This window comes from Confluentibacter sediminis (assembly GCF_003258355.1).
GTDB lineage: Bacteria > Bacteroidota > Bacteroidia > Flavobacteriales > Flavobacteriaceae > Confluentibacter > Confluentibacter sediminis.
Window position 1 is genome coordinate 101,074 of record NZ_QKPO01000013.1, and the last position, 18,611, is coordinate 119,684.

At 32.2% G+C, this 18,611-nt stretch carries 23 protein-coding genes; 9 read left to right on the plus strand and 14 right to left on the minus strand.

Going from position 1 to position 18,611, the window contains the following annotated elements; genetic code table 11:
* The first annotated feature begins 143 nt into the window (after positions 1–143).
* Complete coding sequence (locus DKT72_RS12485) at positions 144–755, plus strand: YkgJ family cysteine cluster protein (protein ID WP_111309078.1); 612 nt, start codon at positions 144–146, stop codon at positions 753–755.
* Positions 756–888: 133 nt separating this feature from the next.
* On the opposite strand, the gene DKT72_RS12490 is transcribed toward DKT72_RS12485, so the two are convergent.
* Positions 889–1,341: a hypothetical protein gene (locus DKT72_RS12490; protein ID WP_111309079.1), complete on the minus strand. Its 453-nt coding sequence runs from the start codon at positions 1,339–1,341 to the stop codon at positions 889–891.
* Positions 1,342–1,775: 434 nt separating this feature from the next.
* On the opposite strand from DKT72_RS12490, the gene DKT72_RS12495 reads away from it, so the two are divergent.
* The gene (locus tag DKT72_RS12495; protein WP_111309080.1) at positions 1,776–2,201 is read left to right on the plus strand and encodes a DUF2846 domain-containing protein; all 426 of its coding nucleotides are present in this window, start codon (positions 1,776–1,778) and stop codon (positions 2,199–2,201) included.
* Between the two features lie 36 nt (positions 2,202–2,237).
* On the opposite strand, the gene proB is transcribed toward DKT72_RS12495, so the two are convergent.
* From proB to nusB, 7 genes are all read right to left on the minus strand, one after another.
* The gene (proB, locus tag DKT72_RS12500; protein ID WP_111309081.1) at positions 2,238–3,008 is read right to left on the minus strand and encodes a glutamate 5-kinase; all 771 of its coding nucleotides are present in this window, start codon (positions 3,006–3,008) and stop codon (positions 2,238–2,240) included.
* Positions 3,001–3,816, minus strand: a complete 816-nt coding sequence (gene proC / locus DKT72_RS12505) for a pyrroline-5-carboxylate reductase (RefSeq protein ID WP_111309082.1) — start codon at positions 3,814–3,816, stop codon at positions 3,001–3,003. The genes proB and proC overlap by 8 nt, the downstream gene beginning before the upstream one ends.
* Before the next feature lie 35 nt (positions 3,817–3,851).
* The gene (locus DKT72_RS12510) at positions 3,852–4,043 is read right to left on the minus strand and encodes a hypothetical protein (RefSeq protein WP_111309083.1); all 192 of its coding nucleotides are present in this window, start codon (positions 4,041–4,043) and stop codon (positions 3,852–3,854) included.
* Positions 4,044–4,064: 21 nt separating this feature from the next.
* Entirely contained in the window at positions 4,065–4,502 is a 438-nt protein-coding gene (locus DKT72_RS12515; RefSeq protein WP_111309084.1) for a GNAT family N-acetyltransferase, read from the minus strand.
* 389 nt (positions 4,503–4,891) lie between these two features.
* The gene (gene yajC / locus DKT72_RS12520; protein WP_111309085.1) at positions 4,892–5,179 is read right to left on the minus strand and encodes a preprotein translocase subunit YajC; all 288 of its coding nucleotides are present in this window, start codon (positions 5,177–5,179) and stop codon (positions 4,892–4,894) included.
* Positions 5,180–5,238: 59 nt separating this feature from the next.
* Positions 5,239–5,742: a DUF1573 domain-containing protein gene (locus DKT72_RS12525; RefSeq protein ID WP_111309156.1), complete on the minus strand. Its 504-nt coding sequence runs from the start codon at positions 5,740–5,742 to the stop codon at positions 5,239–5,241.
* An 86-nt stretch (positions 5,743–5,828) separates the two neighbouring features.
* Positions 5,829–6,773, minus strand: coding sequence for a transcription antitermination factor NusB (gene nusB / locus DKT72_RS12530; RefSeq protein ID WP_235841698.1), 945 nt, complete (start codon positions 6,771–6,773; stop codon positions 5,829–5,831).
* A gap of 203 nt (positions 6,774–6,976) precedes the next feature.
* Here nusB and DKT72_RS12535 point away from each other — a divergent pair, with 203 nt between their 5' ends.
* Together DKT72_RS12535 and DKT72_RS12540 are read left to right on the plus strand one after the other, a co-directional pair.
* Positions 6,977–8,734 carry an ABC transporter ATP-binding protein gene (locus DKT72_RS12535; RefSeq protein WP_111309086.1) on the plus strand — a complete coding sequence of 586 codons (1,758 nt, stop codon included), beginning with the start codon at positions 6,977–6,979 and terminating at the stop codon, positions 8,732–8,734.
* A gap of 153 nt (positions 8,735–8,887) precedes the next feature.
* On the plus strand, positions 8,888–9,268 hold the full coding sequence (locus tag DKT72_RS12540) for a PUR family DNA/RNA-binding protein (protein ID WP_111309087.1): 381 nt from the start codon (positions 8,888–8,890) through the stop codon (positions 9,266–9,268).
* A 66-nt stretch (positions 9,269–9,334) separates the two neighbouring features.
* Here the strand turns inward: DKT72_RS12540 and DKT72_RS12545 are convergent, their stop codons facing one another.
* Positions 9,335–9,670: a tRNA-binding protein gene (locus DKT72_RS12545; protein WP_111309088.1), complete on the minus strand. Its 336-nt coding sequence runs from the start codon at positions 9,668–9,670 to the stop codon at positions 9,335–9,337.
* Between the two features lie 46 nt (positions 9,671–9,716).
* On the opposite strand from DKT72_RS12545, the gene DKT72_RS12550 reads away from it, so the two are divergent.
* Positions 9,717–10,280, plus strand: a complete 564-nt coding sequence (locus DKT72_RS12550; protein WP_111309089.1) for a thioredoxin family protein — start codon at positions 9,717–9,719, stop codon at positions 10,278–10,280.
* 31 nt (positions 10,281–10,311) lie between these two features.
* Here DKT72_RS12550 and DKT72_RS12555 read toward each other — a convergent pair whose 3' ends face one another.
* The 5 genes from DKT72_RS12555 to DKT72_RS12575 all read right to left on the minus strand — a co-directional run bounded on the left by DKT72_RS12555 (position 10,312) and on the right by DKT72_RS12575 (position 15,259).
* Positions 10,312–10,794: a GNAT family N-acetyltransferase gene (locus tag DKT72_RS12555; RefSeq protein WP_111309090.1), complete on the minus strand. Its 483-nt coding sequence runs from the start codon at positions 10,792–10,794 to the stop codon at positions 10,312–10,314.
* Complete coding sequence (locus tag DKT72_RS12560; protein ID WP_111309091.1) at positions 10,791–11,339, minus strand: YfiT family bacillithiol transferase; 549 nt, start codon at positions 11,337–11,339, stop codon at positions 10,791–10,793. The genes DKT72_RS12555 and DKT72_RS12560 overlap by 4 nt, the downstream gene beginning before the upstream one ends.
* Positions 11,340–11,348: 9 nt before the next feature.
* Positions 11,349–11,774 (minus strand): hypothetical protein, encoded by a 426-nt coding sequence (locus DKT72_RS12565; RefSeq protein WP_111309092.1) that lies wholly within the window; start codon positions 11,772–11,774, stop codon positions 11,349–11,351.
* 142 nt (positions 11,775–11,916) lie between these two features.
* The gene (locus tag DKT72_RS12570; RefSeq protein WP_111309093.1) at positions 11,917–12,849 is read right to left on the minus strand and encodes a peptidylprolyl isomerase; all 933 of its coding nucleotides are present in this window, start codon (positions 12,847–12,849) and stop codon (positions 11,917–11,919) included.
* Between the two features lie 205 nt (positions 12,850–13,054).
* Positions 13,055–15,259 carry a RecQ family ATP-dependent DNA helicase gene (locus DKT72_RS12575; RefSeq protein WP_111309094.1) on the minus strand — a complete coding sequence of 735 codons (2,205 nt, stop codon included), beginning with the start codon at positions 15,257–15,259 and terminating at the stop codon, positions 13,055–13,057.
* A gap of 185 nt (positions 15,260–15,444) precedes the next feature.
* On the opposite strand from DKT72_RS12575, the gene DKT72_RS12580 reads away from it, so the two are divergent.
* From DKT72_RS12580 to lptB, 4 genes are all read left to right on the plus strand, one after another.
* A complete protein-coding gene (locus DKT72_RS12580; protein WP_111309095.1) occupies positions 15,445–16,410 on the plus strand; it encodes a KpsF/GutQ family sugar-phosphate isomerase in 966 nt (321 codons plus the stop codon).
* Positions 16,410–17,234 (plus strand): twin-arginine translocase subunit TatC, encoded by an 825-nt coding sequence (gene tatC / locus DKT72_RS12585; protein ID WP_111309096.1) that lies wholly within the window; start codon positions 16,410–16,412, stop codon positions 17,232–17,234. Before DKT72_RS12580 ends, tatC begins: the two co-directional genes overlap by 1 nt.
* On the plus strand, positions 17,227–17,580 hold the full coding sequence (locus tag DKT72_RS12590; RefSeq protein ID WP_111309097.1) for a carboxymuconolactone decarboxylase family protein: 354 nt from the start codon (positions 17,227–17,229) through the stop codon (positions 17,578–17,580). Before tatC ends, DKT72_RS12590 begins: the two co-directional genes overlap by 8 nt.
* Before the next feature lie 61 nt (positions 17,581–17,641).
* Positions 17,642–18,382, plus strand: coding sequence for an LPS export ABC transporter ATP-binding protein (gene lptB, locus DKT72_RS12595; protein ID WP_111309098.1), 741 nt, complete (start codon positions 17,642–17,644; stop codon positions 18,380–18,382).
* Positions 18,383–18,611 lie beyond the last annotated feature (229 nt).

Here is an 18,611-nt window from a genome sequence, read left to right on the forward strand (position 1 = left end):
AAGATATGCTATAAACACACACGCCAATGTTAAGTTTTTTCTACATTTTTTTAGTTGATTTTCAATTTACAAAGCCTCTAAAATAAATAATTTAGCACCCTAACAACCAGACAAATTATAACGTACATTCGTGAAAAAATTCTATGTCTTTAGAAAGCAAAATAAAGTTGATTGAAGGCTTATTTGAACAGCTTGATTTAGAAATTTCCAAGTTTCAAAATCAAACCAAATTACATTGCTTAACGGGATGCGGCAACTGCTGTACAAGTCCATCTATAGAAGCCTCTCCTCTAGAATTTTTACCTTGGGCATTTCATTTGTTTTTAATGGGAAAAGCCGAAGACACTCTTAAAGAATTAAATACCAAAGAAAAACATTCCATTTGCCATATTTACAGTCCGTTAAATTTAATAGATAGCACTATGGGAAATTGTAGTGATTACAAATACCGTGGTTTAATTTGTAGGCTCTTTGGGTATGCTGCTACCAGGGATAAATATGGACAACACCGTTTGGTGACTTGTAAGATAATTAAAGAAAACCAAGCCAATTTGTATCAAGATACTATAGAAGCTATAAGTAAAGGGCTGTATGTGCCCATGTTTACAGATTACTATATGCAACTCAATCAAATAGATTTTAATATGGGCAACCAAATAGTCCCCATTAACAGAGCCTTAAAATTGGCATTGGAAGAGGTGTTACAATATTATGCCTACAGACCGTTTCCTGGTGGTTTAGAGCATATTGCTTAATACATTTTTTGATTTTATAAAATCATGTATAGCACAAACCATTGAAACGGTTTCCTATCATGATAGCTAAACAATACTTAAAAAATGAAAAGGCTTCCATATTTAGAAGCCTTTTTATTTTCAAATCACTTAGTTAAAACAAACCAACCCGAACTCGTGGAGTAACCACTCTCACATGAGTTCTTACAGCAGGATATTGTCTATAAACAACATAACGATGGCGATATGGACGGTAATAAACCGTTGCATATGTGTAATAATGTTCGCCATGGTGACAATGGTCGTCGCAATAGTCGTAATGCTCTTTATAAGCGTCTTTTTTGCCTTGGACATAAGCCTGATAAGCTTCTTTGTCTTTCTTTTTTAACTCGTCTTCATAAGTTTTTTTTTCGTCCCAAAAGGCTTTTTCTTCATCAGCTGTTTGAGCTTCAAATTCTTGCTCGAATTTAGCATCTTCCATAGCACGAGTTCTGTAATACGATGTCTTATCTAAAGATGTTTCTGATGATACTTCCGATTCTTGAGCCATCAAAGTGATAGAAAAACATAGTGCGACGAAAGCCAATGTATTTTTTAGTGATTTCATAATTTAAAATTTTAAATGTTATAAACCTAATTTCATGCTCTTTGATAATAAAACAGTTTTAAAGCTGTTTTTCCTACCCTATAACAATTAAAACTTTCAATTAAAGTGCCACTTTAGTACCTACACATTTACCATCTATAATATCAATAATTGTATTTTATTTTTTACCATTAGCAATAAAAGTAAGTAGATTATTAGCTACTGCTTGCTGAGCACAATCTAATTTAGAACCCATATATAAAGCATTCAGACTGGCTATTGAAGAAGTTTTACAATATTATGCCTACAGACTATTTATTGGTGCTTTAAAGAATATTACTTAATGTTTTTAAACTGAGTTGTAAGAGAAAAATATAATTTTACTTTTGATAAAGAAATCATAACTTATATTATTTTTGGAAAATATTACTAACCATTTAAAACGACAATAAAAAATGAAAAAAATACTAATATTTACTTTAATGATTTCTTTAATTTTTACTTCATACATTAAAGCTCAAGACACAAATAATATAGAAACTGGAAAAATTTATTTTTTACGCTCTACAGGTTTTGCGGGATCAGCTTCAGCTTTTAAAACATTTATTGATGGTCAGTTTGTGTGTAAATTAAATAACAAAAAATACTCTATACATGAGGTTCCTGTTGGAAAACATGAATGTTCTGTCCAATTTGGTGGAAAAAAATCAAAGGAACGATCTGAAAAGTTTGAAGTAAATGTTGAATCTGGAAAAAATACCTATGTCCAAATAGTTTTTGAAACCGGAGCCTTTATCAATAACACCTACTGTGAAGAAGTTACAGAAAACACCGCCACTATTAAAATGGAAAATATGGAAGAGGATACCAAATGCCTTTAAAAACAGCAACATCGTATATTCCAATCAGCCAAATCATTAAAGTGCCACTTTAGTACCTACACATTTACCATCTATAATGTCAATAATCGTATTTTCTTTTTTACCATTAGCAATAAAAGTAGGTATATTATTAGCGGCTGCCTGTTGGGCATAATCTAATTTTGAACCCATACCTCCTCGACCTTCTTCTTCATTTTTATTACTGTCTTTAATAAATTTATCTAAATTTTCGCCAGGCTCTATATTAGATATCACTTGACTGATTTCAGAATCTGGGTGACCATCATACACACCATCTATATCTGTTAGAATAATTAATTTATCAACCTTCATTAATTGAGCAATTAAACTGGCCAACTCATCATTATCGGAAAACATAGACATGGTAACCGACACAGCATCATCTTCATTGGCTATGGGAATAACACCTTCTGATAGCAAGCCTTCACAGCAATTAATCATATTTTGGCGGTGTAACCCTGGACTAAAATCTCGCTTTGTAGGAAGTACTTGGGCGCATTTTAAACCATAATCGTGAAAAATATCGTAATACAATCGCATCATTCGGGGTTGACCAATGGCAGAATAGACTTGCCTACGTTGTGTTCTATCTTTAATTTTAGATTTTCCTAAAACCTCTTTACCTGCAATTACAGAACCAGAAGACACCAAGATGGTCATGATATTTCTTTCATAAAGTTCGGCTATTTGCTTAACCAAATTTCTTAATACGGGTCTAACAATTCTGTTATCATTGTTGGTCATGACGTTGGTTCCAACTTTAATAACTATTCTTTCTTTATACATGTTTATTTTCTTTACCTAGTTCTATAGCACGATTAAAAGCCGCAAATGCCGCTTCTTTAATTAATTCGTTTACGTTATTATCTTCCATGGAGTCTAAGGCTGCTCTTGTTGTACCGCCTTTTGATGCGACCATATCCATCCAAGAATTCGGAGAGAGGTTAGATTGATTAAAAAGCTCGACTGCCCCAATAAAGGTTTGGCTTACCAAAACGGTGGAATCATTTTTAGAAAATCCCATTTGAAGTGCTGCTTCCATCATACTCTGCATAAAATAAAACACATAAGCGGGACCACTCCCAGAAATACCTGTTGATGCATCTATAAGTGTTTCGCTGCTTACTTGAATGGATTTTCCTGTGGTACTTAGTAAACTTTCAATAGTTAATATTTCTATTCTTGATACTTCAGGCGATGTCACGAAAGAAGTTAATCCCATACCAATTTTAGCGGGTAAATTTGGCATAGCTCTCACTATTTTTGTTAATCCCGTAAACTCTTTTATAGATGCTATCGTTACTCCAGCCATAATAGAAATAATGATTTGTTCTGGATTTACTAAAGGCTTTATTGCTTTAAACAAGCTTTCGGCATGATAGGGTTTTACTGCGATAAAAATAATGTCTGCTTGTGGCACACAATCTTTTAATTCGCTAAAGGCATCAAAATGGGATATGAGATGAAGTTCTTCTAATTTTTCCTCAGACGTATCTAAAACCATGATATTTTTCTTCTTCAATAGTCTCGATTTAGACATACCTTCTGCGTATGTTAATCCCATGTTTCCGGCACCTATTACCAATATTTTCATAAAATATTTATTTGTTTTTAATTTGATTTATATAGTTAGATAAATAATAAACAATCGTTACAGTCTTTAACTTCTCCATAATATGTTTCTCTATACTTATGCAATGTTTTTACAGGCAAGCCAAACATATATTTTTTTATGTAAGTCACTTTTGTGTTTAATTGACCCATTTTTAAACTGTACCGTTTTTCATATATCGTTTTTCTTTTTACTTGAATAATTCTCATATTGTATTTTTTAATAATTAACTAACGTGTTAAACGCATTTCAATATTTCTAGTTTTAAACCCTTTTTTTTCAAACCAAGGTAACTCTGGACTCTCTTTATTAATATAAAGTGCTATATCTCCTTTACAATAATTAATGGCGTAATTGATTAATCTCTCTTTAATTCCATCTTCAGAATACTTTTCATTAATGACCAGATACACCAAAATATTTTCTGGGATATATTCATTCATACCAGTTTTATTAATTACCAAAACTCCTGAAATTTCGTTTTGATATTCTAAAACAAACACAAACCCACCCAGTCCTGAAATTTCTTTAATGGCATATAACAACGATTTTTTAATGGCGCTTTTGCTATCTCTGGGCGTGCCAGAGTGTTCATATAAAAAATTAGTTACACGTTTAATATCCATAATCGATAGCTTCGAACTAGCATCAAAGGTTTGTATGTTCATAAAATTTAATAGTGTTTTTTTCTAAAAAATATTAGAAAGCAAGGGTGTTCTTAATAAAGAATTCGGATTGTTTAAGCATAAAAATATAAGCTCAACAATTAAAATTATAGCAATAAAAATAAAGATGATGGTTTCTTTAACTGCTTTAAGATATTAAAGCAGGAGGAATAAATTTATTCGATTGTGTTCTAAAAACCAGAAATTTAAAACTTAATATTCTGTAATTTTTATTTTCCCGAATTCCTTTTTGCATGGTGCAAAGGTACAAAAACATAGAACCAATTACAAGTAAACAGGGTTAAGATGCCCATATTACTTTAATTTGAAACGGAATAAAAACAAAAAAGCTTCCTAAACGGGAAGCTTTCATTATCACTAATTATAGCATTTTATGCTGTAATTGCTTTATTAACTTTTTCTGTCATTTCCATAGAAATTGATGAGCGTTCAAACTTCACTTTTCCAGACATTGTTTCAATTATACATGTACTGTCTTTGTCATTAAACTCTAAAATTTTTCCATGCAAACCACTTTTGGTGACGACTTTATCACCTTTTTTTAATTCTGCATTAAACTTTTTTTCTTTTTTTGCGCGTTTCATTTGTGGTGCAATCATAAAAAAATACACTACAACAAACATTAGTATTAGCGGAAAAAACTTTCCTAAATCTCCCATATTTTATTTAATTAATCGTGATGATGGCCTTCGTGACCAGGTTGTGTACTAAACTTAACTTATTTTCCCGCATTCATAATGGATGTTGCATTTGGGGAAGTAGATGCCGTAGCATTTGCGCTTGGTTTAATAAACGCAGTTATATTGACTGTTTCTGCACCTTTTTCTGTATTAGCTATTACCGTAATGGTCTTGGTTATTTTATTCGTACCACTTCCATTAAACTTAACAGTGAATTGCCCACTCTCACCTTTTGCTAGCGGTTCTCTAGACCAATCTTGCGGTACTGTACAACCACATGAACTTTTAATATCTGTAATGACTAGAGGTGCATCACCTACATTTTTATATTTAAACACCGTTTCTACAGGTACACCCGATGGTATTTCACCAAAGTCATGCTCTTTTTCTTCAAATTGAAGAATTGGAAATTGTCCTGAACTTGCATCTCTTTCTGCAGCTACAACTACATTGGCTTCATTAATCTTTTTTGATGCATCTTCTTTACATGATGTAAATACCACTAAGCATAAGGCGCTTAATCCGAAAATCACTTTTTTCATAATAGCTAATTTTATCATTTTATAGGTTTGTAAAAGTAGTAATTATTTAGTGTATTAGAAATTTTTATAGGTTTCTTAACAGAAAACTATACCAAACCTCTTCCTATTTTATTTAATTTTCCACCTTCTTCATATTCTTTTACCAACTTATCTAAAATACCATTAATAAAAACACTGCTTTTTGGTGTTGAATATTCTTTAGCTATTTCCAAATATTCGTTTATTGTTACTTTAACAGGTATAGATGGGAAATTTTTAAGTTCACAAATAGCCATTTGCAACAATACAAAATCTACTGTAGCTATGCGGTCTGAATCCCAATTTTGGGTTTTTAACTCCACTTCTTTATTTAAAGCCGATTTGTTAAGAAGCGTTTTTCTAAATAAATCAATAGCAAATTGTTTGTCATCAACATCTTTATACAACTTAGGGATAAAATGACTTTCAGAATTTGAAGGTTTCGCTTTTCTTAGTAATTTTAAAATGGTCGTATTTATAGTTGGAAGATCGTCTAACCAAGTTAGGTTTTTGTCTTCGATATATTCGTAAAGTTTATCGTTGGGTGCGATAACTTCTTTAAAAATGTCTACGATAAATTCTTTATCCTCCTTAAAACTGGACGTTCTGGTTTGTAAATAGTCTTTATATAAATCACTAGCCGTAATCGCTTTAAAAATAACATCAACATATTCTGCATCTAACTCCCAATTGGTTATTTTATGCGTTTCTAATTGATTTTGAAGTTGTAGGTTTTCCTTAATTTGAAGTAGTAACTCATTATTCACAAACTTTCTATTAGGATTTTTGTCTTCTTGAGTAGCTAAATGTTTCTTTTGCTTTTTCAGTAAATCTTCTTCGGCTCTTTTTTGCACTTCAATAAGAAGTGATATCAATAACAGGTATAAATTGTACATATTATCTATGCTAAAAAGCAAAAACTTTTGGTTTGGACTAAAATCGTCACTCTCACCTCCCTTAAAGGCATAGATGGTTTGCATAACTTTCACACGAATATGTCTTCTATTCAGCATATTTACAAAGAACTTAAATTAGAAAGATAAAATCATTTTTTCTTTTGAACGGCAAAAATAATACTATTTTAAAAAAAACAACTTCTATTTTGCTTTTTATTATTCATTATACTTTAGGGTATATTTAACAGTTAGCTATTCTGTGTAAAATGAATTTATTGTTTTAAACATGTATCTTTGCTGTCTTATTAGTGAAGCCAACAATGAAAGAATTAAAGCATCTCAATAAATACTTTTTAAAATACAAAACCCATCTTGTAATTGGCATTATTATCACAATAATAGCTAGAATTTTTTTGCTTTATACACCACGTTATGTAAAACGTATTTTTGAAGTTGTTGAAAAATACAATGAGGGCGCAAACACTGGTAATAGAACCATCCAAGGTGAACTTGGTGAAATTATCCTTTACATCATTGGTGCAGCTATTATTGCTGGTATTCTTACTTTTTTTATGCGTCAGACTATCATTAATGTCTCGCGTTACATTGAATACGATTTAAAAAATGAAGTATACGATCATTACCAAAAACTCTCTTTAAACTTTTATAAAAACAACAGAACGGGCGATTTAATGAACCGTATTAGTGAAGATGTTAGCCGTGTACGTATGTATGCTGGCCCTGCTATCATGTACAGTATTAATACCATTGCTCTCTTTGTTATAGCCTTGGCATATATGTTTAATGAGGCTCCCATGCTTACTATATACACCATTATACCGTTGCCTATTTTATCTTTCGCTATCTATAAATTAAGCAAAGAAATACACAAGCGTAGTACCATAGTACAGCAATATTTATCAAAACTATCATCATTCACACAAGAAACATTTAGTGGTATTTCAGTAATAAAAGCTTATAGCATTGAAGCTCAAACCTCAGCTAATTTTGATGAACTTTCTACAACAAATAAAGAAAAACAGATACATCTGGTAAGTATTGAGGCCTTATTTTTCCCTATGATGATTTTGCTTATTGGGGTTAGTAATTTATTGGTTATTTATATTGGTGGTAAACAATATATTAATGGCGACATTGAGAGTTTAGGTACCATAGCAGAGTTTATTATTTATGTAAACATGCTTACATGGCCAGTCGCTACAGTTGGTTGGGTTACTTCTATCGTACAACAAGCCGAGGCTTCACAAAAACGTATTAATGAATTTTTGACTATTGAACCTGAAATAAAAAACACGGTTGAAACACATACACATGTTATTGGCGATATTACTTTCAATAATGTGTTTTTTAAGTATGATGACACCAATATCGAAGCCTTAAAAGGTGTGAGCTTCAGTATAAAGGCAGGAGAAACCTTGGCTATTATAGGAAAAACAGGCTCAGGAAAATCTACCATCTTAGAATTAATAGGAAGACTATATGATATTGATGCAGGTTCCATACTCATTGATGGCATCGAAATAAATCAACATAATTTACAAGATTTAAGAAATAGTATTGGTTATGTCCCTCAAGAAGCTTTTCTATTTTCAGACACCATAAAAAACAATATTAAATTCGGAAAAGAAGACGCAACGGACGATGATGTTATTGAAGCTGCAAAAAAAGCACATGTCCATAAAAATATTATTAAATTTAATCACGGTTACGACACCATTCTTGGTGAACGAGGTATTACGCTTTCTGGTGGACAAAAACAACGTATCTCCATTGCACGAGCTGTTATAAAATCACCCAAGGTTTTACTATTTGACGATTGTTTATCGGCTGTAGACACAGAAACAGAAGAAAAAATATTGAAGAATCTCTATCAAATTACTTCAGACAAAACAACAGTTTTAGTGAGTCACAGAGTATCATCTACTAAAAATGCCGATAAAATAATTGTATTAGAGGATGGGAAAATAGTCCAAGAAGGTACTCACGACACCTTAATAAATAGGGATGGTTATTACAAACACCTTTATTTAAAGCAACTAAGCGAAACAGCCTCTTAACCAAACCATTTCATGCCTTTTTTTTGAAATTTATATTATTATAACCAATTAATACTGTGGCTATTAAAAAGAAAGCATGTAATTTGTTGTTTTGTATGTATTTTTTTTAGATTTTTGATACTATTAATGATAATACTATAAAATTCGATAACTATGAATTCAAATGACATGATGGAGAAAGAGGAGATTTTTTCTAAAGTATTAAGAGCGGGAAGACGTACATACTTTTTTGATGTAAGAGCTACTAAAGCTGAAGATTACTACCTTACAATTACAGAAAGTAAAAAGTTTACTAATGATGATGGTTCTTTCCATTACAAAAAGCACAAAATATATATTTACAAAGAAGACTTTTCTGAATTTAAAGATATTCTAACAGAAATGACCGAATATATTATTGATGAAAAAGGTGATGAAGTGATTAGTGAGCGCCATCAAAAAGATTTCAAAAAAGAAAGCGATTCCGACGAGGATTCTTCAATTTCAGATAAGTCTGTAGAAAGTTTTACAGATATTGATTTTGATGATATATAAACATCTTAATGAATAAAAAATTAAGACCGCAACTTTTAAAGTTAGCGGTTTTTTTATTTGAAAACATCAACTTACTACACTTCCATTTACAACCTTATTTTCCGGATTTAAAAGCATCACATCTTTCCCATTCACAGCTCCTAACACCAAACATTCACTCATAAATTTGGCAATCTGTTTTTTAGGAAAATTAACCACAGCAACAATTTGCCTCTGTAACAAATCTTCTTTTTTATACAACGTTGTTATTTGCGCAGATGATTTTTTAATTCCTAAATCCCCAAAATCAATAGTTAATTGAAAGGCTGGCTTTTTAGCTTCAGGAAAATCATTAACCTCAATGATCGTTCCCACACGCAAATCTATTTTTGTAAAATCCTCAAAAGTTATCATACTATCCATTTTTTAAAAATACAAATTATCACGAACTTTGAGAAAAATAAATTTCATGGCAAATACTCCTTCAAATATGCTTCCTTTAGGAACCAAGGCCCCTAGTTTTAACCTGTTGGATACAGTAAGCGACAATCTGTTGAGTTTACAAAATCTGAAAGGTAAACAAGGCACTGTTATTATGTTCATCTGTAATCATTGTCCATTTGTGCTTCACGTCAATAATCAATTGGTTAAAATTGCCCATGACTATTCAAAAAAAGGAATCTCATTTATTGCTATTTCCAGCAACGATGCTGTTAACTATCCACAAGACGGTCCAGAAAAAATGACAATTCAAGCAAAAAATGAACAGTATCCGTTTCCATATTTATATGATGAAAGCCAAGATGTTGCTAAAGCTTATGATGCTGCTTGCACTCCAGATATTTATCTTTTTGATGCGGATTTAAAATTAAATTATAGAGGACAATTAGATGATTCTAGACCTGGAAATGGCATTCCTGTTACAGGAGACGATTTACGACATGCATTAGATTGCTTGATTGAGAATAAAGAAAACACCCAATTACAAAAACCAAGTATTGGCTGTAATATTAAATGGAAGACCCCTTCGTGAATCCTTCTCAAAAAGAAGACTGATCTTTTTTTTATAAAATCAATTCCCAGAAACCAACATCAAGCCATTTGTTGAATTTAAATCCAACTTCTTTAAAATGCGCCACTTGTTTAAAGCCTAATTTTTCATGAAGTTTTACACTAGGTTCATTTGGCAAGGTAAGTCCACCAATAACAGCGTGATAGTTTTGTTCTTTTAAGGTTTTTAATAATTCACTGTATAATTTTGTGCCAATTGCTTTTCCTTGTACATCATTTTTTAAGTAAATAGTGGTTTCAACAGTATTTTTATAAGCTGGCTTTTGTCTAAATATGTTAGCATAGGCATAGCCTAAAATATGATCATCTTCTTCAAAAACAATAAAAGGATACTGAGACGAAATACTTTGTATTCTATCTTTAAAATCGTTTTCTGAAAAAGGAATTTCATCAAAAGTTACAATAGAATTTAATACATAATAATTATAAATATCAACCATTTGCTGGGCATCATGTATGTCCGCTTCTCTTATCATGACAACCAATTTTTACGTATTAACAAATTTTCAATATGCATATAATGATGATTACCATGCCATGCATAGGTAGCCAAATTTCTTTTTAAGGATATTTCGCTTTTTGTTTCTGGGTGAATGAAACATTTGTTTAAATCGTCATCCGTTAACCTTTTCAATAAATAAACCAGTTTAAAATGAACAGCTTTTAAATGTTGTAATGACATCTCTATGGGAGCCGATTTGGAGTCTTCTAATGCAGCCCATCTATCTTCATGATATGCTTTAATTAAAGGTTTGTCTTCCGTTAACGCCCATTTGAAGCGTGTATAACTGTGATGATGACTATCGGATATATGGTGAATGGTTTGCCTCACTGTCCAACCATTGGGTCTATAAGGCGTATCTAACTGTTGATCTGATAGATTCTTTACGAGGTCTCTTAATTTTTCGGGGAAATATTCTAATATTGAAATCCAATTTTGAATCTGCTCATTAGTAACAGTATCTGGGAAATTAAATTTTCCGATAGGATACTTTAGATTTTGTAGTTCTTCAGGTGTCATAAAAACAAATTACTCTTCTATCTCAATCATATTATTTCTAACCCAGCTAATGGCTTCAAAAATGGAATTAAATCTTTTTATTTTTTTACTGAAAAATAGTTTTTCAACCATATAATTCATACCCCCTAATTTACTATTTGATACAATACAATATGCTTTTAAAGTATAGGCTTTTTTAAAAAATTTCAACCAATCTGCTGCTACAACAGAATATGAGTTGATCCGATTTGATATATAAACCAAGTCCTTGCCATCGGTTTCTAAAAACGCAACTACATCTTCAACAATTACTTTTCCGCAATCTTCCCAATTGAATGTAACTGCTTCATTGATTTCAGAAACTAAAAAACCATTAAATATAAAAACATTCCCAAATGGGTAATTTAATTCTTTAATAATTTCCGAAAACAGCTCTGTTTGTCTTATACTTAACATAGTCGTTAAATTATCTAAGAAAACTGGTAAACACAAAAATAGTCGCTAAAGAATAAAATAATCAGACAAACTAAAATTCTTACATAAAAAAAGCACTTTAAATAAAGTGCTTTAAATATAAATTTGTAAAAATTTGCATGTTTTATTTAACATCCATCAATTCAACATCAAAAACCAAAGTGGCATTTGGAGGAATTACACCACCGGCACCGGCACTTCCATAAGCCAAATCGCTTGGTATCACAAAACGAGCTTTATCTCCAACTTTTAACAATCCAACACCTTCATCCCAACCTGGAATCACTTGGCCTACACCTAAAGCAAAATCAATGGGCTGGTTACGTTTATACGAAGAATCGAACACGGTTCCATCGATTAATTGTCCTTTATAATGAACAGATACTTTTTTACCTTTTTCAGCTTTTTTACCATCCCCCTTTTGAAGAATTTGATAACGTAAGCCACTGGATGTTTTGTTAAAACCAGCTGCTAATTTTTCCAACTCTGCTTCAGATTTCGCTTTTTCTTCTTCCAGTCTTTTCTGTCTCGAACCTTCAAATGTTCTAAAAGCTTCAACCGCATTAAAAGCTTCGGCATCTGCTCCTACCCTAACTATTTCTAAACTTTCTATAACATCACCTTGCGCAATAGCATCAACAACATCTTGACCTGAAACAACTTTACCAAAAACCGTATGCTTACCATTTAACCAGGCCGTTTCTGTATGAGTTATGAAAAATTGACTTCCATTGGTTCCAGGACCAGCATTTGCCATGGATAAAACTCCAGGACCATCATGTTTTAAATCTGGATGAAACTCATCATCAAATTTATACCCTGGACCACCTGCTCCTGAACCTTGTGGACAGCCACCTTGTATCATAAAATCTGGAATTACTCTATGGAATTTCAATCCATCATAATATGGTTTTCCTTGCGGTTTTACTTTGTTTTCTAAATTTCCTTCAGCTAAAGCAACAAAGTTACCAACTGTTCCAGGTGTTTTCTTGTATTCTAAAGCCACCAGAATTTCACCTTTTGTAGTATTAAATTTTGCGTATAATCCGTCTTTCATCACGTTCGTTTTTAATGAGGTGTAAAGATAACAAGGATTTACGAATTACGATTTAGGATTTAGGATTTTTTAAAAGAAGTTACTATGTACAAAAAAGTTATAAAGTTGTAAAATTAATCGAAGAAGCCTCTAAGTTAATAAACAACAAAGTTTGCTTACTTTTTTTCACTTTGAAGCTCTGCGACTCTTTACTTTGTCCTTAAAATTAATTAGCCACTTCACTTATAAACTTAATTCTGTACAGACGAAGTTCTTCATCATCATATTCTCCATCAAATTCCTTAATAGCCACATCAATGGCATCAGATTGTGAATCCATAAAATAATCATGGATTTCCTCTTGTTGATCTTCATCTAAAATCTCATCAATCCAATAGGTAATATTTAGTTTGGTTCCTGAATAGACAATAGCTTCCATTTCCTTGATAAATTCTTGCATGGACATGCCTTTAGACGACGCAATGTCATCAAGAGGCAATTTTCTATCAATATTTTGAATGATGTATAATTTATTGGCAGAATTGCTCCCAGTTGATTTTACCACCAAATCATCTGGTCTTAAGATGTCATTTTCTTCAACGTATTTGCCAATCAATTCCACAAAATCTTTACCATATTTTTTAGCTTTCCCGTCTCCAACCCCATGTACATTTGCCAATTCCATTAAATTTATGGGATACTTTAAAGCCATATCTTCCAAAGACGGATCTTGAAATATTACAAATGGAGGTACTCCTAGTTTTTTAGCATTCTTTTTACGTAAATCTTTAAGCATACCCATTAAAACCTCATCAGCAGAAGCACTATCACTTTTTGCGGAAACAATAATACTTCCATCTTCTTGCTCTCCATCAAAAACATGGTCTTCGGTCATCATAAACGATGCCGGTTTTTTAATAAAAGCTTTTCCTTTATCATTTAACTTAATCACACCATAGGTTTCAATATCCTTTTTCAAATATCCAGCTACCAATAATTGTCGGAGTAAAGCCATCCAATATTTATTATCCTTATGGCTTCCTTTACCAAAAAATGGTTGTTCGTCTGTTTTATGAGATTTTATAAGTGCATTTTCTTTACCAATAACAACGTTAACTAAATCTTTGGATTTATATTTCTCATTTGTATTTTGAATAGTTTCAAGTAGAAATTTCGCATCGTCTTTAGCTTCATGTTGCTTTTTGGGATGACGTACATTATCATCCATATCTCCCCCCTCACCAGTTTCATTATCAAACTCTTCTCCAAAATAATGAAGTATAAATTTCCTTCTAGAGATAGAGGTTTCTGCAAAAGCAACAACTTCTTGCAACAAAGCCTGCCCTATTTCTTGTTCGGCAACTGGCTTGCCAGACATAAATTTCTCTAGTTTTTCAATATCTTTATAGGAATAATAAGCTAAACAATGACCTTCGCCACCATCTCGGCCTGCCCGACCTGTTTCTTGATAATAACTTTCTATACTTTTGGGAATATCATGATGAATTACAAATCGAACATCTGGTTTATCGATACCCATTCCAAATGCTATGGTTGCCACTACCACATCGACATCTTCCATAAGGAATTTATCTTGGTGGCTACTTCTGGTTTTTGCATCTAGCCCAGCATGATATGGTACTGCTTTAATACCATTTACTTGTAAAACTTGGGCTAATTCTTCAACTCGTTTTCTACTCAAACAATATATAATCCCTGATTTTCCTGTGTTTTGTTTTACAAAGCGAATAATATCTGCATCTACATTTTTTGTTTTAGGACGCACTTCATAATACAAATTTGGTCTGTTAAACGATGCTTTAAACGTTTTCGCATTAGGAATCCCAAGATTTTTCAAAACATCTTCTTGAACTTTTGGTGTGGCCGTTGCTGTTAAACCTATAATTGGAATATTATCTCCAATCCTGCCAATTATCTGCTTTAAATTTCTATATTCTGGTCTAAAATCGTGTCCCCATTCACTAATGCAATGGGCTTCATCTACTGCCATAAAAGACACTTTTACCGAGCGTAAAAAATCCACATTTTCTTCTTTGGTCAACGATTCCGGAGCAACATATAACAATTTAGTAATGCCATTGGTTATATCTTCTTTAACACGCTTAACCTCGGTTTTATTAAGAGAAGAATTTAATACATGTGCAATGCCTTCTTCGTTGGAAATACCTCTAATAGCATCTACTTGATTTTTCATTAATGCTATTAAAGGCGAGACAATAATGGCGGTTCCTTCTTGCATTAAAGCAGGTAATTGATAACAAAGAGACTTACCGCCCCCTGTTGGCATAATTACGAATGTATTATTTCCTGATAAAATACTTTCAATAACGCCTTCTTGAAGGCCTTTGAATTTACCAAAGCCAAAATATTTTTTTAATGAAGCTTGTAAGTCACTTTTTGATATTAACATGAACGGTATAAAAACTTAATTTAAATAAAAACACAAATCCTTAATTTAATTTAGTTGTGTATTGAGAGAACCCTCATTTTTTCGTTAGTTTTGTAACGATAATCAAAATTAACATTAAATTTAATCTGATTAACATTAAAGATAACAAAATCTTTAAAAGCATCAATCAAAAAAAATAATAAATTTTGAAAAATAAAAATTCTATTATTACTACTGCTATACAGACCATTACCATGGAAGGGGATGCTATTTTGAATCTTTCCACTCTAATTAATGATGAATTTGCTGAAGCTGTAGAAGCTATTTATACCTCAAAAGGGCGACTTATCATTACGGGCGTTGGTAAAAGTGCCATTATTGCCAATAAAATCGTAGCCACACTTAACTCTACTGGAACACCTTCGGTTTTTATGCATGCTGCAGATGCCATTCATGGTGATTTAGGCCTTATTTTAAAAGACGACATTGTAGTTTGTATATCTAAAAGTGGAAATACCCCCGAAATAAAAGTTCTTATTCCGTTAATCAAAAGCGCTAAAAATAAAATAATTGCCATAACTGGGCATAAAGAATCATTTTTAGGAGAACAAGCAGATTACATACTCAATTCTTATGTTGAAAAAGAAGCTTGTCCTAATAATTTAGCACCAACAACAAGTACCACGGCTCAATTAGTCATAGGTGATGCACTTGCCATTTGCTTACTTGAACTGCGCGGATTTTCAAGTAAAGATTTTGCAAAATACCATCCAGGTGGCGCTTTAGGTAAACGATTATATTTAAGAGTTGAAGATATCTCGTCTGTAAATTTAAAACCAAAAGTTTTTAAAGAAACTGGTATTAAAGATATTATTATTGAAATGACAGAAAAAATGCTCGGTGTAACGGCTGTTGTAGAAAACGATGCTATTATTGGCATTATAACTGATGGTGATTTACGACGTATGCTAAGTAAAGCGGATGATTTTTTATCATTAACAGCTAATGAAATTATGAGTATTAACCCAAAACGCATACAGGCAAATGCTATGGCGATAGAAGCTAAAGAAACTATGGAAATTTATGGCATTTCTCAATTACTTGTTGAAGATCATGGCAAATATGCAGGCGTCGTTCACTTACACGATTTAATTAAAGAAGGTATTATATAATGGCAAAGAAGAATATAAATGAGATGTCTTTTTTAGATCATCTAGAAGATTTACGTTGGCATTTAATAAGGATTGTTGTTGCGGTGGTTATTACTGCCACTGCAGCATTTTTTGCAAAATCATTTATATTTGATTTCTTAATTTTTGGTCCTGCAAAATCTAATTTTGTCACCTATAAAATATTGTGTGATTTGGCACAGAATTTTGGTATGAGCGATAGCTTTTGTTTTGAAGAATTACCCTTTCAAATACAAAGCAGAACCATGGCTGGTCAGTTTTCCGCCCATATTTGGACAGCCATATTAGCCGGTTTTGTTATCGCATTTCCTTACATTCTTTATGAACTTTGGAAATTCATAAGTCCCGCATTACATGAAAACGAACGTAAACATTCTCGAGGTTTTATAATTATAGCGTCCATTTTATTTTTTATTGGTGTCCTTTTTGGATATTATATTATTTGTCCACTATCCATAAATTTCTTGGGATCCTATCAAGTGAGTTCACAAGTCCATAATGATTTTGATTTAGATAGTTATATAGGCTTAGTGAGATCTTCTGTTTTAGCTTCGGGATTGGTTTTTGAACTTCCTATACTTATCTACTTTTTAACAAAGATAGGATTGGTAACCCCTGAATTTTTAAGAAAATACAGGAAGTATGCATTAATATTGGTATTGGTCGTATCTGCTATTATAACCCCACCAGATATTGCCAGTCAAATTATTGTAGCCATTCCTATACTTATTTTATACGAAGTGAGCATATATATATCCAGAATCGTAATTAGAAACCAAAGAAGAAACGAAAAGAAACATGCCTAATATTGTTGAAGAATTCAATGAATATCGTTCTAAAATGAATGATAAAATTTTAGCTGATAATAATAAGGTTATAAAACGTATTTTTAATCTAGATACCAATACATATACCGAAGGCGCTTTAGATGTTAAAACTAAGGAGCTTTTAGGATTGGTAGCATCGGCTGTTCTACGATGTGATGATTGCGTGAAATACCATTTAGAAACCAGTTATAAATTAGGATTGACCAAAGAAGAAGTTGTAGAAGCACTAAGTGTGGCCACACTAGTTGGTGGCACCATTGTGATTCCTCATTTACGTAGAGCATACGAATTTTGGGATGCTTTGGAAGATCAAGATAAAAACTAATTAATTTACCTTCGCTAAACACTTATATGTTTTTGCTATTTTTAGCGTTTATGATACAGATATGATTTTAAGAGCCGAAAATTTAATGAAGTCCTATAGTGGGCGAAAAGTTGTGAAATCTGTTTCACTTGAAGTAAATCAAGGAGAAATAGTTGGTTTATTAGGTCCTAATGGGGCTGGTAAAACAACTTCTTTTTATATGATTGTTGGTTTAATAAAACCAAATGGTGGTCATATTTATTTAGACAATAAAGAGATCACTAAATATCCCATGTATAAACGTGCCCAAAATGGTATTGGCTATTTGGCTCAAGAAGCATCCGTTTTTAGAAAATTAAGTATTGAAGATAATATTTTAAGTGTTTTGCAACTTACTAAACTTAGCAAGAAACAGCAGCAGGACAAAATGGAATCCTTAATTGAAGAATTTGGTTTAGGGCATATTCGCAAAAGCAGAGGTGATTTATTATCTGGTGGCGAACGCCGACGTACAGAAATAGCAAGAGCCTTGGCAACCGATCCCAATTTTATTTTATTGGACGAACCTTTTGCTGGGGTAGATCCTGTAGCTGTTGAAGATATCCAACGCATTGTAGCGCAATTAACCAAAAAAAATATTGGCATTTTAATTACAGACCATAACGTACAAGAAACACTGGCTATTACCGATAGAACGTATTTGATGTTTGAAGGGAGCATTTTAAAAGCCGGTGTTCCAGAAGAGCTTGCTAATGACGACATGGTTAGAAAAGTGTATTTAGGACAGAATTTTGAATTACGCAAGAAGAAGATTAGGGACTAGACACAAAGTATCATTACTTTTTCAATCATTGCTTTCATCGAATCTACGATTTAACGCAAAGACAGAAAAGCATTAAAATCCAGCGAATAATTCCAATATTTTAATTACTAGACCTTTTGATTAAGCTTGTCCTTTCCCTCAAGTCTATTTTCATTGGCCACTTCCATTTTCCTTATTACCCTCACAATTATAACAATACCAATACATTAAGGAGTTTAAAATAAATACG

Coding starts and splice junctions, on each gene's coding strand:
- proC (WP_111309082.1), bottom strand. CDS start 3,816: ATGAAAATATTGGTAATAGGTGCCGGAAACATGGGATTAACATACGCA.
- tatC (WP_111309096.1), top strand. CDS start 16,410: ATGGCAAAGAAGAATATAAATGAGATGTCTTTTTTAGATCATCTAGAA.
- DKT72_RS12535 (WP_111309086.1), top strand. CDS start 6,977: ATGAAAGAATTAAAGCATCTCAATAAATACTTTTTAAAATACAAAACC.
- yajC (WP_111309085.1), bottom strand. CDS start 5,179: ATGGGAGATTTAGGAAAGTTTTTTCCGCTAATACTAATGTTTGTTGTA.
- DKT72_RS12515 (WP_111309084.1), bottom strand. CDS start 4,502: ATGAACATACAAACCTTTGATGCTAGTTCGAAGCTATCGATTATGGAT.
- lptB (WP_111309098.1), top strand. CDS start 17,642: ATGATTTTAAGAGCCGAAAATTTAATGAAGTCCTATAGTGGGCGAAAA.
- DKT72_RS12495 (WP_111309080.1), top strand. CDS start 1,776: ATGAAAAAAATACTAATATTTACTTTAATGATTTCTTTAATTTTTACT.
- DKT72_RS12550 (WP_111309089.1), top strand. CDS start 9,717: ATGGCAAATACTCCTTCAAATATGCTTCCTTTAGGAACCAAGGCCCCT.
- DKT72_RS12590 (WP_111309097.1), top strand. CDS start 17,227: ATGCCTAATATTGTTGAAGAATTCAATGAATATCGTTCTAAAATGAAT.
- DKT72_RS12545 (WP_111309088.1), bottom strand. CDS start 9,670: ATGGATAGTATGATAACTTTTGAGGATTTTACAAAAATAGATTTGCGT.
- DKT72_RS12570 (WP_111309093.1), bottom strand. CDS start 12,849: ATGAAAGACGGATTATACGCAAAATTTAATACTACAAAAGGTGAAATT.
- nusB (WP_235841698.1), bottom strand. CDS start 6,773: ATGCTGAATAGAAGACATATTCGTGTGAAAGTTATGCAAACCATCTAT.
- DKT72_RS12575 (WP_111309094.1), bottom strand. CDS start 15,259: ATGTTAATATCAAAAAGTGACTTACAAGCTTCATTAAAAAAATATTTT.
- DKT72_RS12540 (WP_111309087.1), top strand. CDS start 8,888: ATGAATTCAAATGACATGATGGAGAAAGAGGAGATTTTTTCTAAAGTA.
- DKT72_RS12525 (WP_111309156.1), bottom strand. CDS start 5,742: ATGAAAAAAGTGATTTTCGGATTAAGCGCCTTATGCTTAGTGGTATTT.
- DKT72_RS12555 (WP_111309090.1), bottom strand. CDS start 10,794: ATGATAAGAGAAGCGGACATACATGATGCCCAGCAAATGGTTGATATT.
- DKT72_RS12565 (WP_111309092.1), bottom strand. CDS start 11,774: ATGTTAAGTATAAGACAAACAGAGCTGTTTTCGGAAATTATTAAAGAA.
- DKT72_RS12560 (WP_111309091.1), bottom strand. CDS start 11,339: ATGACACCTGAAGAACTACAAAATCTAAAGTATCCTATCGGAAAATTT.
- DKT72_RS12485 (WP_111309078.1), top strand. CDS start 144: ATGTCTTTAGAAAGCAAAATAAAGTTGATTGAAGGCTTATTTGAACAG.
- proB (WP_111309081.1), bottom strand. CDS start 3,008: ATGTATAAAGAAAGAATAGTTATTAAAGTTGGAACCAACGTCATGACC.
- DKT72_RS12510 (WP_111309083.1), bottom strand. CDS start 4,043: ATGAGAATTATTCAAGTAAAAAGAAAAACGATATATGAAAAACGGTAC.
- DKT72_RS12490 (WP_111309079.1), bottom strand. CDS start 1,341: ATGAAATCACTAAAAAATACATTGGCTTTCGTCGCACTATGTTTTTCT.